General features: G+C 60.1%; 12 protein-coding genes. 7 read left to right on the top strand and 5 right to left on the bottom strand.

Annotated elements, in window-relative coordinates:
* Window positions 1-87: 87 nt before the first annotated feature.
* The gene (locus I7X13_RS09065) at window positions 88-1,680 is read left to right on the top strand and encodes a hypothetical protein (protein WP_198075237.1); all 1,593 of its coding nucleotides are present in this window, start codon (window positions 88-90) and stop codon (window positions 1,678-1,680) included.
* A 90-nt stretch (window positions 1,681-1,770) separates the two neighbouring features.
* On the top strand, window positions 1,771-2,325 hold the full coding sequence (locus I7X13_RS09060; RefSeq protein WP_198067724.1) for a DUF4252 domain-containing protein: 555 nt from the start codon (window positions 1,771-1,773) through the stop codon (window positions 2,323-2,325).
* 78 nt (window positions 2,326-2,403) lie between these two features.
* Here the strand turns inward: I7X13_RS09060 and I7X13_RS09055 are convergent, their stop codons facing one another.
* Entirely contained in the window at window positions 2,404-3,699 is a 1,296-nt protein-coding gene (locus I7X13_RS09055) for an aminopeptidase P N-terminal domain-containing protein (protein WP_198075236.1), read from the bottom strand.
* A 150-nt stretch (window positions 3,700-3,849) separates the two neighbouring features.
* Window positions 3,850-4,308, bottom strand: a complete 459-nt coding sequence (locus I7X13_RS09050) for a hypothetical protein (RefSeq protein ID WP_198068076.1) — start codon at window positions 4,306-4,308, stop codon at window positions 3,850-3,852.
* A 191-nt stretch (window positions 4,309-4,499) separates the two neighbouring features.
* Here I7X13_RS09050 and I7X13_RS09045 point away from each other — a divergent pair, with 191 nt between their 5' ends.
* The 3 genes from I7X13_RS09045 to I7X13_RS09035 all read left to right on the top strand — a co-directional run bounded on the left by I7X13_RS09045 (window position 4,500) and on the right by I7X13_RS09035 (window position 6,055).
* On the top strand, window positions 4,500-4,838 hold the full coding sequence (locus I7X13_RS09045) for a hypothetical protein (protein WP_198067722.1): 339 nt from the start codon (window positions 4,500-4,502) through the stop codon (window positions 4,836-4,838).
* Window positions 4,839-5,013: 175 nt separating this feature from the next.
* Window positions 5,014-5,400 carry a hypothetical protein gene (locus I7X13_RS09040; protein WP_198075235.1) on the top strand — a complete coding sequence of 129 codons (387 nt, stop codon included), beginning with the start codon at window positions 5,014-5,016 and terminating at the stop codon, window positions 5,398-5,400.
* Window positions 5,401-5,677: 277 nt separating this feature from the next.
* Entirely contained in the window at window positions 5,678-6,055 is a 378-nt protein-coding gene (locus tag I7X13_RS09035; RefSeq protein WP_198075234.1) for a hypothetical protein, read from the top strand.
* A 79-nt stretch (window positions 6,056-6,134) separates the two neighbouring features.
* On the opposite strand, the gene trxA is transcribed toward I7X13_RS09035, so the two are convergent.
* The 3 genes from trxA to I7X13_RS09020 all read right to left on the bottom strand — a co-directional run bounded on the left by trxA (window position 6,135) and on the right by I7X13_RS09020 (window position 12,992).
* Entirely contained in the window at window positions 6,135-6,464 is a 330-nt protein-coding gene (gene trxA / locus I7X13_RS09030; RefSeq protein WP_198067719.1) for a thioredoxin, read from the bottom strand.
* A 247-nt stretch (window positions 6,465-6,711) separates the two neighbouring features.
* Window positions 6,712-10,425, bottom strand: coding sequence for a DNA polymerase III subunit alpha (gene dnaE, locus I7X13_RS09025; RefSeq protein ID WP_198075233.1), 3,714 nt, complete (start codon window positions 10,423-10,425; stop codon window positions 6,712-6,714).
* A gap of 146 nt (window positions 10,426-10,571) precedes the next feature.
* On the bottom strand, window positions 10,572-12,992 hold the full coding sequence (locus I7X13_RS09020) for a LysM peptidoglycan-binding domain-containing protein (RefSeq protein WP_198075232.1): 2,421 nt from the start codon (window positions 12,990-12,992) through the stop codon (window positions 10,572-10,574).
* Between the two features lie 166 nt (window positions 12,993-13,158).
* Between I7X13_RS09020 and I7X13_RS09015 the strand changes: the two genes are divergently transcribed.
* Together I7X13_RS09015 and I7X13_RS09010 are read left to right on the top strand one after the other, a co-directional pair.
* Complete coding sequence (locus tag I7X13_RS09015; protein WP_198075231.1) at window positions 13,159-14,049, top strand: helix-turn-helix transcriptional regulator; 891 nt, start codon at window positions 13,159-13,161, stop codon at window positions 14,047-14,049.
* A 76-nt stretch (window positions 14,050-14,125) separates the two neighbouring features.
* Window positions 14,126-14,863, top strand: coding sequence for an SDR family oxidoreductase (locus I7X13_RS09010; RefSeq protein ID WP_198067715.1), 738 nt, complete (start codon window positions 14,126-14,128; stop codon window positions 14,861-14,863).
* The last annotated feature ends 81 nt before the right edge of the window (window positions 14,864-14,944 follow it).

The raw sequence follows: 14,944 nt of genomic DNA, 5'->3' as shown, positions 1-14,944 counted from the left end.
AAAACGCAGAATTCGGTTGTAACTTTAAAGCAGTAGCCACGCGTTAGAAACGGGTACCTTCACAGTGGTTTTTTACGGCGCACGGGCATGAAACTTTGCTACCTTTTGCTGCTTTCACTGGCCACGCTGGCCGCCCCGGCAGCGGTGCGCGCCCAGTTCAAGCTGCCTTTGCCGCTGCCCGCCAATGCGCCCCGCCAGCCGGCCCGCACCGAGCTGCCGCTGGAGCGCCACGAGAGCGAAGTGCACGTGCAGCCCCTGGCCGCCGATAGCACCGTGGTGCTGCTGCTGGGCCGTGACCGGCCGCTATCGAACAAAACCAAGTTCGCGTTTCAGCAGTACGACCGCGACCTGCACCTGCGGCAGGAGCTGCCGCTGGAAATTGCCGAGGAGTTTGACTTTGCCCGCCTGTGCGCCGAGGGCACCACGGTGTATGCCTTGTTCACCTCGCACAATACCCCTGGCCGGCTGCTGGTAGCCGCCTTCGATGGCCGCGTCAGCCAGACCCGCACCCAAACCTTCGACACCAAGCTCAGCCGCGAGGTGGTGGAGCTGAAGGCGCTGGACGGCCGGCTGTTTGCCACCGTGCTGCTCAACGACCAGCAGCACGTGACGGCCCTGCTGCTCGACGTGGCCACCGGCCAGATGCAGTACCTGCCCTCCGTGTACGAGCCGCTGCCCACCCAGCTCACCTTCGTGGCCGATGCCGCCAGCCAGCGGGCCGAGTACGTGCTGAGCCAAACCAACGGCCGCAAAAGCCGTCTGCTCCTCAAGCAGCTCACCGAAAAAGGCCAGCTGGTGAGCTCCGAGTTTGTGCAGGCCGAGAGCGAACGCAGCCTCATCACTGCCCAGCTCACGCCCCCGCAGGACACTACCGCCCGCCTGCTCATGGGCACCTACTCGCTCCGCGACCCTACCTACGCGCAAGGCCTGTTTGCCACCGACCTGCGCGGAGGTGCCAACACCGGTGCTAGGCCGCCGCTCCGGTTCTACGATTTCCTGCACCTCAAGCACTTCTTCGATTACCTCAAGCCCAGCCGCCAGGCCCGGCTGCGGCTGCGCACCGAGCGCCGCCTGGCCCGCTCGGTGCCGCCCCTGCGCTGGCACTACCGGCTGCTGCTGCACGAGCTGCTGCCCCAGCCCAACGGTGGCTACGTGCTGGTGGCCGAAGTGTACTACCCGCACTACCGCTACAACAGCTACGGCAGCTACACCGGCCCGCTCTACAGCGGCATTGGCAACCAGTATGGCTCGCCTTACGGCAGCGCCCGGATTTTCGATGGCTACGAAACCACCCACGCCCTGGTGTGCGGGTTCGACCGCGCCGGCAACCTTATCTGGGACAATACCTTCGTAGTGGAAAACCTGCGGCGCTCCGAGCTTGAAGAAGCCGTGCGCCTGCAAACCCTGCCCGATGGCCGCCTGGTGCTGGCCTACCTCGATGAGGAAAAGTTGCGCTACAAACTGGTACGCGGCGCCGAGTCGTCGCCCAACGACCAGCAGGTGCCCATCCAAATCGGGGCCGGCCCCGCCGATAATGGGACCGAGCGCGCCACCGAAACCTCCCAGGCCGACCTGCTACCCTGGTTCGGCAGCCGCTTTGTGGCCACTGGCTACCAGCACGTGCGCGTGGAGCACGGCAAAGACCGAGACGTGTTTTTCCTGAATTCGGTGGTGTTTTAGGATGCGATAAGTGAGGTTATTTGGCTTGTGAATAACCGTAGCGCGGGTTTGGTGCGTACAACGCACTAATCTTCTTGTCACTTTTGCTGCATGCTTACAAAACTCCGTTTCCCCGTCCTTATTCTGCTTTTGTTGTTAGCCGGCTGCCGGGCCGGTGGCCCCGGCTCGCCGGCTCGCACCGTGTCCTCGTTTTTCTCGAAATACGAAGGCCGCGAAGGCTTCAAAACCACCGAATGGTCGGCCGACCTGCTCCAGCGCCTGGCCCTGGTGAAAGCCGCCAAGCTCCTCGGTGGCTCCGACCTCACCAATGCCATTACCGGCATTCGCTCGGCCAAGGTCATCAGCTTCGCGCCCACCACCACCTCGGCCAAAGAGTTGGCGGCCCAGGGCCTGCGCAGCGAAGCCGCCGGTATTCTGCAAAACAATAAGTACGACCCGCTCACCACCGCCGGCTTTGGCGGCAGCAACTACGCGGTATCCACCCGCGGCTCGGGCAACAGCATTTCGGAATTCGCCGCCCTCGGCAGCCTGCCCGACGTGGCCGACTCCTTCGTGCTGGTGTCGGTGCAAGGCAATTTCACCAGCTCCCAGGTAGCGGCCCTGAGCAAGTATCTGCCGCAGATTGTGCAGGCCACCAGCAAGTAATTCGTCAACCCGTACTAAACGCAGAATGCCCGGCTGAACCTTCGCTCAGCCGGGCATTTCTGCGTTTACTCCATTATTCTATCGGCCCTGCGCCATTAGCGCCTCAATCTCCTCCGCCTTAATCGGAATATTGGCCATCAAATCTTCGTTGCCGTTGGCCGTGATGAGAATGTCATTCTCCAGGCGAATGCCCAGGCCTTCCTCGGGAATGTAGATGCCGGGCTCAATGGTGTACACCATGCCGGGTTCGAAGGTGCGGTACTTGTAGCCCACGTCGTGCACGTCGAGGCCGAGGTAGTGGCTGGTGCCGTGCATGAAATACTTCTTGTAGAGCGGCGCGGCGGGGTCCTGGTGTTGAACGTCGGCGGCATTCAGCAGGTCCAGCTTGATGAGCTGCTGCTCCATGAACTCGCCCACGGCCTGGTGGTAGGCTTCGATTTCGCCGCCGGGTACGAGGCGCGTTTTGGCAAAATCCATCACGCTCAGCACGGCATCGTACACCTGGCGCTGGCGCGGCGTGAATTTACCGTTTACCGGAATTGAGCGGGAGAGGTCGGCCGCGTAGTTGGCGTATTCGGCCCCGAAGTCGAGCAGAATCACGTCGCCGTCCTGGCACTGGTGGTCGTTGGTGGTATAGTGCAGCACATTGGCATTCTTGCCGCTGGCGATAATGCTGCCGTAGGCCGGCCCCCGGCTGCGGTTGCGCATGAACTCGTGCACGATTTCGGCCTCAATCTCAAATTCCCACACGCCCGGCTTCACAAAGCCCAGCAAGCGCCGAAACGCCTTCTCCGTAATGTTGCAAGCCTCGCGCATCACCCGGATTTCCTCGGGGCTCTTGATAGCGCGCAGCTGGTGCATCAGACGCGCCGCCCGGCGGTAGGTGTGCAGCGGGTACTGCGCCTGCAGGCTCTTGATGAAGCGGGCATCGCGCGTTTCCACCTCCACCACGGCCCGGATGTGCTCATTAGAGGGCAGGTACACATTCTCGGCCTCGTTCATGAGCGCGGGCAACACAGATTTGAAGCTATCCAGCCACATAATGGTCGGGATGCCGGAGTTCTGGCGGGCTTCCTCCTTGGTCAGCTTGTAGCCCTCCCAGATGAGAATGTGTTCCGACGTTTCCTTCAAAAACAGGATTTCGCGGTGCTGCGGCAGCCGCGCATCCGGAAAAATCACGAGAATGCTTTCCTCCTGGTCCACGCCGGACAGGTAGAACAAGTCGTTGCTCTGGCGGAAGGCCATGGTGCCGTCGGCGTTGGTCGGCATGATGTCGTTGCTCTGAAAAATGGCCAGCGACGCCGGCGGCAGCAGCTCGCGGAAGCGGCGACGGTTTTCAATAAAAAGCTCGGGGGCAAGGGGAGCGTAGCGCATGGGCAAGAGTTGAGTTGGAATGGGGCCGCAAGTTAGGTAGCCGGCGGCCGGCACAAGCCACCGCCCCGGCCGGCTGCGAACGAAAGTAAAATGCAAAAAAGCCCTTGCTCAGCCAGAGCAAGGGCTTTTCACATTCTTAACCGCCGGACCTTACATTTTGGTGGTGGTCTTTTTCACGGTTGTTTTGTTGGCTTTGTAGCGCATATCGGGCGTGCCGTCGGCCTTCAGGGGGCCGGTGCTCATCTTGGTGGTTTTGGTCGATTTGTTTTCCGAGTAGCGCATATCAGGCGTGCCATCAGCCTTCATTTTGGTGCTGCTGGTAGAAGTCGAAGACTTGGTCATGCCCGAAGGCGTGGTCATCGTGCTCGATTTGCTCATCGTGCCCGAGCCTTTGGTCATGGTGCTCGACTTGGTCATACCCGCCGGGTTGCTCATCGTCGACGATTTTACGGTCGTCTTGGTGGCTGGAGCCTGCATGGTTTTGGTCGTTGTCATTTTCGACGAGCTGGTGCTCATCTGGGTGCCGGTCGCCGGAGTGGCCGTTTGGGCCTGGGCTACCGAGCCGCCGAGCAAGCTGAGGGAAACGAGGAATCCGAGAATGCGTTTCATGGGAGTAAGGGTAAGCTGAAGAGTGAGAGAATGCGCCTCCTACGCGGTTTGGCCCCGCGTGGTTGGATGGCAATGTAGCTATTTTTTCATATCTCGTGCCAACTTCATTTCTCTTCTACAGCATGGGTTAAACCTTGCCCGCCGTCCGGCCTCCAACCCCCATCTTTTCCCCATCATTATTACGTATTCCCATGAAGAAGTCTTTGTTTTCGCTACTGGCCGCTACTAGCCTGCTGGCTGTTTCCTATACTTCCGTGGCCCAGGTCGTGACGCCCGGCATCAACGCCCGCCAGCGCAATGAGCGCGCCCGCATCCGCCAGGGCGTGGCCACCGGCGAGCTCACCCGCCCCGAAGCCGCCCGCCTCAAAGGCCGCGAAGCCGAAATCCGCCAGGACAAGCGCGCCGCCCGCGCCGACGGCATCGTAACCCGCGACGAGCGTCAGGACATCCGCAAGGATGAAAACCAAGCTAGCCGCGCCATCTACCGCCAGAAACACGACGGCCAGGTGCGGCCCCGCGCCGTGCGCTAGCCGGCTGTCCTATTATCTATTGCCATACTGCAAAAATCCCTGCATCGCTTATCGGATGCAGGGATTTTTTATGAACTATGGTTGAGTTTTTAAATTCAATATTACTTTAGTGCACACAAAAGCATTGCCGGCCGGATTCTGCCGGTTCATTTTCCCACTTTCTGCTGCCTGGCACATGAAGCACTTTCTTTACTCTGTCCTAACTATCAGCTCTTTGTTGCTAATCGGGTCACCTTCGGCCAGTGCAGCGCCCACCCGCCACAGCTTGAACGACACGCCCGCCGACGTGCAGCGCAAAGCGGCTGCCCGCGAGCAAAGGGCCGCCACCCGCGAAAAAGCTGTCGCCGCCAGAAAAGCTTCCAAACTGCAGCGGCTGACCGTCAAATCCCGCAAAGTCACCAACAAGCTGCAGCGGGCCATGCTTGTCATTCTCGGCCTCGAAGAAAGCAAAGCGGTTACCTCGCCCGCCCGCCTCCAGCGCCAGCTCCATGCCCACCAAAATCATCTGAAGCATCGGGCACGCATGGCTGCCCGGGCCCACCGCCACCGCGCCCACGACTAGCCTACGCGGCGCTTAACGTTCTAAAAAAGCCCTTTCTCATCCTTGAGAAAGGGCTTTTTGTTGTCCGACAATTTTGGCAACTGGGCACCCGTCTCCATGCGCGCTTCACACAACTTAAAAATTCATGACAAATTCATTAGGAATAATTTGCTATTAATTTTTAATATATATATTTTTATTATAAGCCTAAGCGACTGGTAAAGCTGTGCTTGCTCCCAATACCAGCCACCGCACTGCCTGGGCATTGCCAACATTTTTCATCTTTTTACTCATTGCCATGAATACGCACAGCTACAAGTTGTTAGTGGCCGGAGGGCTATTGCTCTTATGTTCCGGCTTTGTGCCCGCTACTCCTCGGCCCGCCTCGTCTTTCGACGACACCCCAGCCGAAATTCAGCGCAAAGCAGCGCGGGAGCGCGCTGTAGCGGCCAAAAAAGCGGTTCTGGTAAACCGTACCAACACTCGTACCACCCGCAAGTCGACGGCCAAAATAAACCGCGCTGTGCTCATTCTGCTAGGCTTGGAGGCTAACCGAAAAGTTACCTCCCCCGCCAAGCTGGAATGGCATATGCACCAGCACCAAAAGCAACTGAAACGGCAGGCCCTGCATGCTTCGCAAGCCCGCAAACGGCGCTGCAACCGCGCTCTGAACTAACGCCCGGCATAGCTATCAATCATTAAAAAAGCCCCTTGCCATATTGGCAAGGGGCTTTTTGCTACAAGGAACAGCGGGATTACGCCGTCACCTGAGCTTCCAGTTTCTGGGCGAGCACGTGCTTGGGCACGGCGCCTACTTGTTTGTCAACGATTTGGCCATTCTTGAAGACCAGCAGCGTAGGAATGCTACGGATACCGAACTTCATAGAAGTCTGAGGGTTAGCATCAACGTCAACTTTGCCGACTACGACTTTGCCTTCGTATTCGCCGGCCAGCTCTTCTACTACGGGGCCTACCATGCGGCAGGGACCGCACCATTCGGCCCAGAAATCGACCAATACGGGCTTGTCGCCGTTGATGATTTCGTCAAAGTTGGCGTCGGTTATCTCAATTGCTTTGTGTCCCATTTCAATTTGGGTTGGGGTTAATAAGAATAGTCTGGCGTATACGGCCAACGGGGTCGCAAGGTAGCAGATTGGATGGTAAAACAGCGGAGCCGGGGGAAAGTTCAGGAATAGGAGATTGGCCCGATGAAGGGCCTGGTTTTCTATCTAAACGTCGTAAAAAACACCTTTTGAACGTCATGCAGAGCATTCTGCGCGTCAAGCGGAATGCTCTGCATGACGGCCGGACTATTCCTTCTCCTGCCCGTCACTAAATCAGCGTGCAAACTTCCATGTCCAGCTCTTTCATTTTCTCGATGAAAGCTTTGGGCTCAATCTGGAAGCGGCGTGAGAACATATCCACCGCCAGGTGCTCGTGGGGCTCCACAAACTGGATTTCCAGCCGCTTGCCGCCAGGCGCGTGCTCGATGGCTTCTTCCAGCCGGTCGAGCATGGGGGCGGTCACGGTGCGCAGGTCGAGGCGCACGCGCACGCCTTTGCTGCGCTTTTCGGCCACGTCGGCCAGCGGCTCCATGGTCAGAATGCGCAGGTCCCATTGGTCCTGGGTGTGGCGGCGTAGCTCCTGCTTGAGTTTGACGTACATGGGCGGCACCTGCTCGTTGGGGTAGTTGCGCGGGTTGATGAGGGGTGCAAACTTGGTGTAGTCGTCGCGGAACAGAGCCGGGTTGATGCTCGTCTCGTAGTCTTCCAGGGTGAAGGTGCAGAAGGGCTGGCCGGTTTTCGTGGTCTTGAACAACACGTTGTTAATCAGACCAGCCACCGCAATTTCCTTGTTTTTGATTTCGTCCACCTTGTCCAGTCCGCAGGTGCAGTAGGCATCCAGCTCCAGCTTGTAGGCGTCGAGCGGGTGGCCGGAGAGGTAGAAGCCTACTACTTCTTTTTCGCGGCGCAGCTGCTCGGTTTTGCTCCAGGGCTCCATGTCGTGGATTTTGGGCATGGGCGCGGCCACCGCCCCAAAGGCCCCCGCGCCAAACAGACTGTGCTGGGCCGATTCCTTGGCCGCCGCGTGCTGCTGGCCCACGCGCATGGCCTTTTCAATCAGGTTTTGGTCGCCGGCGGGCGAATCCAGGTACAGGCGGCGGTGCTTGCCGAAGCCATCGAAGGCGCCGGCCTGGGCCAGGCTTTCGAAGGTTTTCTTGTTCACGGTGCGCAGGTTCACGCGCTTGGCGAAGTCGAAAATATCGGAGTACTCACCCGCTTTTTCGCGCTCCTGTACCATGCTTTCCACCGCGAGTTCACCTGCGCCTTTCACCGCGCCCATGCCGAAGCGGATGGCGCCTTCCTGGTTCACGTTGAATTTCAACAGGCTTTCGTTCACGTCGGGCCCCAGCACGGGCACGCCCTGCTTGCGGGCTTCCTCAATGAAGAACGTCACCTTCTTGATGTCGCCCATGTTGTTGGTGAGCACGGCGGCCATGTACTCGGCTGGGTAGTTCGCCTTCAGGTAACCAGTCTGATAAGCCACCACGGAGTAGGCCGCCGAGTGCGAACGGTTGAAGCCGTACTCCGCGAATTTCTCCATCACGTCGAACACTTCGTTGGCTTTTTTGGCCACGATGCCGTGAATGTTTTTGGCTCCTTCGATGAACTTCTCGCGCTCCAGGGCCATCTTTTTCATGTCCTTCTTGCCCATGGCGCGGCGCAGCAAGTCGGCGCCGCCGAGCGAGTAGCCGGCCAGAATCTGGGCCGTCTGCATAATCTGCTCCTGATACACCATGATGCCCTGGCTGTATTCCAGAATGGGTTTCAACAGCTCGTGCGGGTATTCCACTTCCTCGCGGCCGTGCTTGCGGTTGATGAAGTTCGGGATGAACTGCATCGGGCCGGGCCGATAGAGGGCGTTCATGGCAATCAAGTCCTCGATGTTGGTTGGTTTCAAGTCCTTGAGGTACTGCCGCATACCTTCCGACTCGAACTGGAACGTGCCAATGGTATCACCACGCTGGTAGAGCGCGTAGGTCTTCTCGTCATCGAGCGGGATGTTGTCGATGTCGATTTTCACGCCGTGGTTGCGCTCAATCAGGCGCATGGCATCCACGATAACCGTCAGGGTTTTGAGGCCCAGAAAGTCCATTTTCAGCATCCCCGCCGATTCAATCACCTTGCCGTCGAACTGCGTGATGAGCAGGTCCGAGTCTTTCGAGGTCGAAACCGGGATGTACTTCGTGATGTCGTCGGGCGCAATAATTACCCCGGCCGCGTGGATGCCGGTGTTGCGCACCGAGCCCTCGAGCTGCGTGGCGAGACGCAAAATCTGGCCCTTGAGGTTCTCGGGGCTTTCGTCGCGCCGAATCATGTCCAGCTCCTGGTTTTCGGCAAAGGCGCCGGCCAGGGTGGTGCCGGGCTTGTCGGGCACCATCTTGGTGAGGTCGTTGGTATGCGGCAGGGGCAGCTCCATGGCGCGGGCCACGTCCTTGATGCTGGACTTGGCGGCCATGGTGCCGAAGGTGATAATCTGGGCCACCTGCGTCTTACCGTACTTATTCACCACGTAGTCAATGACTTTCTGACGGTTCACGTCGTCAAAGTCAATGTCGATATCGGGCATCGACACACGCTCCGGGTTCAGGAAACGCTCGAATAGCAGCGAGTACTTAATGGGGTCGATGTTGGTGATACCCACGCAGTAGGCCACGGCCGAGCCGGCGGCCGAGCCCCGGCCCGGCCCCACGGCCACCCCGATGTTGCGGCCGTGGTTGATGAAATCCTGGGTGATGAGGAAGTAGCCGGCAAAGCCCATCGTCTGGATGATGCGCAGCTCATAATCAAGCCGTTCCTCAATTTCGGGCGTGCGCTCGGAGTAGCGCGGCGGCTTGCTCATGGTCACCACGCCCTGGCCGGCGCTGGGACCGAAGGCCCCCACGTAGGTCAGCTCGCGTAGAAATTCGTCGGCGTTGGCGAAGGGCGCGGGAATGGGGAAGTTGGGCAACAGAATGTCGCGCGCCAGCTTCGGGGGCGTGATTTTGTCGACAATCTCATTGGTGTTGTCCACGCTCTCGGGCACATCGGCGAACAGGTCGTTCATCTGCGCCTGCGTCTTGAAGAAGAACTGGTCGTTGGCGAAGCCGAAGCGGGTGTGCGGCTTGGGCTTCTGCAGTTCCTCGTCGATGCGGCGGAGCTGGCGCTGGGCGCGCTCGTCGCGCGCGTGGTCGCGGCGTAGGTTGTCGAGCAGGTCGTACTTCACCTCGCCCCCGCTGGTCATGAGGGTGTAGTAGTTGGTGCGAATATCACCGACCGGGATGCTGTTCTCCTCGCCGGTATTCACGCACAGCAGCAGGTCGTGGGCGGCGTAATCGGTCTGGTCGACGTAGTGCGAGTCGTTGGTGCAGATGACTTTGACGTTGTACTTCTTCGCAAAGCCCAGCAGAATCTGGTTCACGTCTTCCTGGCTTTTGCCGGTGCCGTCGAAATTCATCAGGCCGTGGCGCTGGATTTCGATGTAGTAGTCCTCACCAAACAAATCGAGCCACCACTTCAGCTTTTCCTCGGCCTCAGCTTCGGTGCCGAAGAGGATGGTTTGCGGAATCTCGGCCCCGATGCAGCAGCTCGTGGCAATCAGGCCCTCGTGGTACTTGAGCAGCAGTTCCTTGTCGATGCGCGGAAACTTGGAGTACACGCCCTCGATGAAACTCAGCGAGCAGAGCTTGGCCAGGTTGTGGTAGCCGGCCTGGTCCTTGGCCAGTAGCAGCTGGTGGAAGCGGTTGTCGCGCTCGCCTTTTTCCCGACTGAAGGTTTTGCGGTGCCGGTCTTCCACCAGGTAAAACTCGCAGCCCACGATGGGCTTCACGTTGTACTTGTTGGCCTCGGCCACGAAGTTGAACGCGCCGAACATGTTGCCATGGTCGGTGAGGGCTACGGCGGGCATCTCGTCCTTCTGGGCCTTCTTCATCAGGGCCGAAATGCTGGCCTGGCCGTCGAGCAGCGAGTATTGCGTGTGCGAGTGAAGGTGCGAGAAAACAGGCATAAGACAGGGCGTTGGGAACGGGCTAATCGTAAAGATACCCCCGGCTGGCGGGCATTGCCAAACCCCAAAAGCCTGCTGCCTGATTCCCTGACTGCTGCGTTTTTTACGGCTTGTGAGCCGGCAGTCCGCCCGCTTTGGGGGCTATTTTACTTCGTATCGGCCTGCACGCGCAGCACTTCGCCTAGCTTCACCGAGGCATCGGGCTTGTTGTTCCAGGCCTGCAGGTCGGCAACGGTTACCTGGTAGCGTTTGGCGATGCTGTACAGGGTTTCGCCTTTTGCAACGGTGTGCTGCGTAGCAACTTCTGCAACTGGCGCAGCTGGCGCGACAACAGTTTTAGCTGCCGGAACTCCCTTTTTGGGCACGTACAGCAACGCCGGGTTGATTTGGCCGGAGGCGTGAGCGGCCGGGACTTGCGCGGGCGCAGGAGCCGGAGCAGCCTTGGCGGCCGGAGCTGTTTGTTGTTCAGGAGCTTTCAGCGTCAGCACCTGGCCCGTGACCAAGCCATAAGGCGGCGCCAGCTGGTTGATGGCAATCAACGTGGCGGGCGAAATATTGTAGAGCCGGCCCACGGAATACACCGTTTCGCGGGCTTCCACGCGGTGAGTGGCATCACTGGGAATGGCGCGGACGGCCACAGTGGCGGGCTTTGGCGTGGCCGCAGCAACAGTAGGCGCCGAAGCGGCTTCCGGTTTTGGCGTAACGGCAGCCGGAGCAGAAACCGCGGGCGCAGCCACTTTTACCGGGGCTGGCTTTGGCACATATACCGGCGCCGTGGGGGCGTTGACAGGCTTGGCAACTACCGCAGGGCGGCTAACCGCAGGCACCGCCACGGTCGAGTCGGGCTGGCGCGGCTCATCGGCCAAGGGTGCGGGGGCCGGAGCAGCGGCGGGCGGCGGCAGGTAGGTTCGCTTGGCGAAAGACGGCTGCGTGGGAGCGGCGGCCGGAGCCGGGCGGGCCGGCGTTGGCGCGGCGCGAGCCGGAGCTGGGGCTGGCGCAACGGACGCTGGGACTACCGGCTCCGGCGCGGGTGCTGCAGCCGGCACGGTGGCGGCCGTTGTGGTGGCCGTTTCCAGGGCTTCGCCCCAGCCATCGGTGCTTTCCGTACTCACGGGCTTGGTTTTACCGGTGTCGCTTTTGACTTTAATTTTGACCTTGACTTTGCCATCATTGCCCGATTCGGTGCGGCGGGCGGCCACGGCTTCATTGGCCTGGTCGACGAGGTTATCTGTTTCGGTTTCGGCGGCCGTGGTGGCTACGCTGGGCCGCTCCAGGGCCGCGCCCTCGGGCTGGGAGCGGTATTCGATGGCGGTTTCGCGGGGGCGGGTGTGCTGGAGCCACAGCACCCGACCGGGCCGCAATTCCTCGACGCGGGCCATGCGGTTTTTGCTGTAAATGGCCTTCTGGCGAATGCCGTATTTCTGGGCCACGTCGAAAATTCGCTCGCCGGGCTGCAGGACGTGGTATTCGACGGCGGCCACGTCGCGCTTTTTCTCGAGGAAATAGGGCCGGCCGGTCACAACCTGGTCGAAGGCCGACAATTCGTTGTGCTTCAGGAATTCGCCCAGGCGCTGGTGACCCCGTTTGGCCAGGTCGGCCATGGTTTCGCCGGGCAGGGCAATGAGGGCGCGCAAGTTGTTGAGGCGCACTTCGGCGGCGTTGGCGGCCACGGTGGGCGCGTTCAGGAGCTGGCCGCGGCTTTGCAGGCGCTGGTTGGCCACGATGCCGGCGGCCTGGGTGATGTCGCCCACCGGCACGATGAGCGTGTAGGCTTTATCAGCGGGCACGGCGGCGGCCAGCAGCCAGTGGTTGTGGGTGGCCAGCGCAGCCGAGTCGACATGGAGCGTGAGGGCCTGGTCGTAAAGCGTTTGGCCGGCCACGGCAGGAAACTCCTGCAGCAGCAGCTTCGGCCGGGGGTTGAGGCCGCAGGCGGGCTCGAAGGCGACTTTCTGGGCCAGGAACATCAGCACGTAGGGCGACGTGGCCTCGGTGATGGCCATTTCGGTGGCGTCGAAATCGGTGGGCAGCGTGTAGGGCTTCACGCCGGCTGGGCCGGTGTAGTAGCTCAGCAGGGCGTTCAGCCAGTTGTGCAGGCTGGTGTTGCTGCGGGTGAGGTAGCGGGCGGCGGCGCGGGTGCTCGTGGTGAGGTGCTGACGCTCATCCACGGCGCTGTTCACGGTGAGGCCCAGTCCGGTAGCGGTTTCCTGCTTGAGCTGCCAGTAGCCCACGGCTTCGTGGTTGCTGCGCGCATTGCCCAGCAGGGCACTTTCCTGCAGGGCGAGGTAGCGGAAATCGAGCGGCACGCCTTCCTCCTTCAGTACCCGGTCGATGATGGGAAACGAGGCGTCAGCCAAATCAACCCGGGCCTGAAAGGAAGGCTGGTGGCGGCAAAGTCCATCGGCTTTTTGTTGCACGAGGCGCTGGGCTTCCTCACTAAGAACGAGGTGGATGCCGGCCACGTCCATGGCGGCGGGCACGTCGGGGTGCGGACGCGAGGCCAGCGGTTGGGCGGCCAGTGTGCCCGTAAACGTGAGTAGAATCCCCAGCAGCAGAATCGAATTTCGCATAAATAATCCCCGGTCGGTAGCGGCTACCGCAGCAGCATTCGACCCGGAAGCTACAAAGAACCTGATTTTCGGGGGAAATCCAGCCTAGACCCTACCAGCGGTACGCTCCGGCGGCAAACTCTGACTCCGGACCATAGTTGTAGCAGCAAAAAACAGTTTCAGCCCAATGCACACGCTCAGCAGCCAGCAGCCGGTCCCGATATACCCGTTCGAGCGGGACGAAGTGACCGGTAGCAAATTATTCACCCTCCTGCGCTCGGAGGGCGAGCTGACTTACGAGGAAAACCTGCTCATTCCGCACCGCAAGGCCTATTATCTGCTGGTGTTTGTGAAGCACAACCGTGGCCGGCATTGGGTGGACATGAAGTCCTACGACCGCAAGGACAACACGCTGTACTTCTCCACTCCCAACCAGGTGCTGGTAAAAGAAGCGCCTACGCCCTTCTGGGGCACCCGCCTCACGTTTACGAAGGAGTTTCTGGCCTTGCAGCAAAACGCGGCGCTACGCGACCTGCCCCTTATCCAAAACCCTTACAACGGGCATGAGCTGCTGCTAACGGATGCCGACGGGGCCCTGGTGGAGGAAATGCTGGCGAAGCTGGAAACGGAGTATGCCCGCCCCGGCGAGTGGCAGCACCGCATGCTGAGCGCCTACCTCACGGTGCTGCTCACGCATCTGAGCCGCTTGTACACGGAGCAGTTTACGGGCGAAGAGCTGTCGGCCGACCAGCAGCTATTGCGGACTTTCCAGGACCGAATTGAGGAAAGCTACCGCGAGCTGCACGAGGTAGGCGCGTATGCCGCCCAGCTTCATATCTCGGCGGGCCATTTGAGCGAGGTGGTTAAAGCACAGAGCGGCAAGCCGGCCATCAAGCACGTGCACGAACGGCTGGTGCTGGAAGCCCGGCGGCTGCTTTTCTACACCCAGCACTCGCTCAAGGAAATTGCGTTTGACCTCGGGTTTTCGGACGCGTCTTATTTCAACCGCTTCTTCAAGCGCGAAACCGGGGTCACGCCGGCCGAGTACCGCACCACCATCCGCAAAATGTACCAGTAATACCGCAGAATGGGTGCTAGCCCCGCCAATTGGGGCCAATAATTTTGTGCTGTTAATCATCTGGAAATCATTGACCATGAAAACCGCACTCATCACCGGCGCCAACAAAAGCATTGGCTTCGAAACCGCCCGGCAGCTGCTGCAGCAGGGCTACCACGTGTACCTCGGCAGCCGCGACCTTGACAAAGGCCAGCAGGCCGTGGACCAACTAAAGGCCGAAGGCTTGGCCCAGGTTGAGCCCCTGCAAATTGATGTCACCGATGACAATTCCATCAAAGCCGCCCGCGCAACAGTGGGCCAGAAAACGCCCATTCTCGATGTGCTCATCAACAATGCCGGCATCCTGGGCGGTATGTCGCAGCCGGCTGCCAGCACCGACATCAGCCTGATTAAGGAGGTGTTTGAAACGAACGTGTTTGGGGTAATCTCCGTGACGCAGGCTTTTCTCGACCTGCTACGGCAGTCACCCGCGCCGCGCATCGTGAACGTGACCTCGGGCCTGGGCTCACTCACGCTGCACAACGACCCGTCATGGAAATACTACGCCGTGAAAGGGGCCGCCTACCAGCCATCCAAAGCCGCCCTGAATGCCTATACCATCATGCTGGCCTACGAGCTGCGCGACACGCCCTTTAAAGTGAATGCCGTGGACCCCGGCTACACTGCCACCGATTTCAACCACCACAGCGGCCCCGGCAGCGTGGCCGATGCTGCCGCCCGCGTCGTAAAAGCCGCCGTGCTGGGCCCGAATGGTCCCACCAGCCAGTTTTTCAGCGATGACAACGCGCCGGAAACGGGTATCAGTCCGTGGTAGCGGGCGGCGGCTAACCCTGTTGAGTCAATTAAAAAGGCCGTTATGCTGCGCTCAGCATGACGGCCTTTTGTTTTAACCTTC

It is taken from the genome of Hymenobacter negativus (assembly GCF_016056375.1).
Classification (GTDB): Bacteria; Bacteroidota; Bacteroidia; order Cytophagales; family Hymenobacteraceae; genus Hymenobacter; species Hymenobacter negativus_A.
The sequence above is the reverse complement of the archived record's forward strand: the minus strand, read 5'-3'. Positions and strand labels throughout refer to the sequence as shown.

What these genes read in the sequence shown, in the direction of transcription:
- I7X13_RS09065 (WP_198075237.1), top strand. Translation starts at nt 88, where the DNA reads ATGAAACTTTGCTACCTTTTGCTGCTTTCACTGGCCACGCTGGCCGCC.
- I7X13_RS09055 (WP_198075236.1), bottom strand. Translation starts at nt 3,699, where the DNA reads ATGCGCTACGCTCCCCTTGCCCCCGAGCTTTTTATTGAAAACCGTCGC.
- dnaE (WP_198075233.1), bottom strand. Translation starts at nt 10,425, where the DNA reads ATGCCTGTTTTCTCGCACCTTCACTCGCACACGCAATACTCGCTGCTC.
- trxA (WP_198067719.1), bottom strand. Translation starts at nt 6,464, where the DNA reads ATGGGACACAAAGCAATTGAGATAACCGACGCCAACTTTGACGAAATC.
- I7X13_RS09010 (WP_198067715.1), top strand. Translation starts at nt 14,126, where the DNA reads ATGAAAACCGCACTCATCACCGGCGCCAACAAAAGCATTGGCTTCGAA.
- I7X13_RS09020 (WP_198075232.1), bottom strand. Translation starts at nt 12,992, where the DNA reads ATGCGAAATTCGATTCTGCTGCTGGGGATTCTACTCACGTTTACGGGC.
- I7X13_RS09045 (WP_198067722.1), top strand. Translation starts at nt 4,500, where the DNA reads ATGAAGAAGTCTTTGTTTTCGCTACTGGCCGCTACTAGCCTGCTGGCT.
- I7X13_RS09060 (WP_198067724.1), top strand. Translation starts at nt 1,771, where the DNA reads ATGCTTACAAAACTCCGTTTCCCCGTCCTTATTCTGCTTTTGTTGTTA.
- I7X13_RS09015 (WP_198075231.1), top strand. Translation starts at nt 13,159, where the DNA reads ATGCACACGCTCAGCAGCCAGCAGCCGGTCCCGATATACCCGTTCGAG.
- I7X13_RS09050 (WP_198068076.1), bottom strand. Translation starts at nt 4,308, where the DNA reads ATGAAACGCATTCTCGGATTCCTCGTTTCCCTCAGCTTGCTCGGCGGC.
- I7X13_RS09040 (WP_198075235.1), top strand. Translation starts at nt 5,014, where the DNA reads ATGAAGCACTTTCTTTACTCTGTCCTAACTATCAGCTCTTTGTTGCTA.
- I7X13_RS09035 (WP_198075234.1), top strand. Translation starts at nt 5,678, where the DNA reads ATGAATACGCACAGCTACAAGTTGTTAGTGGCCGGAGGGCTATTGCTC.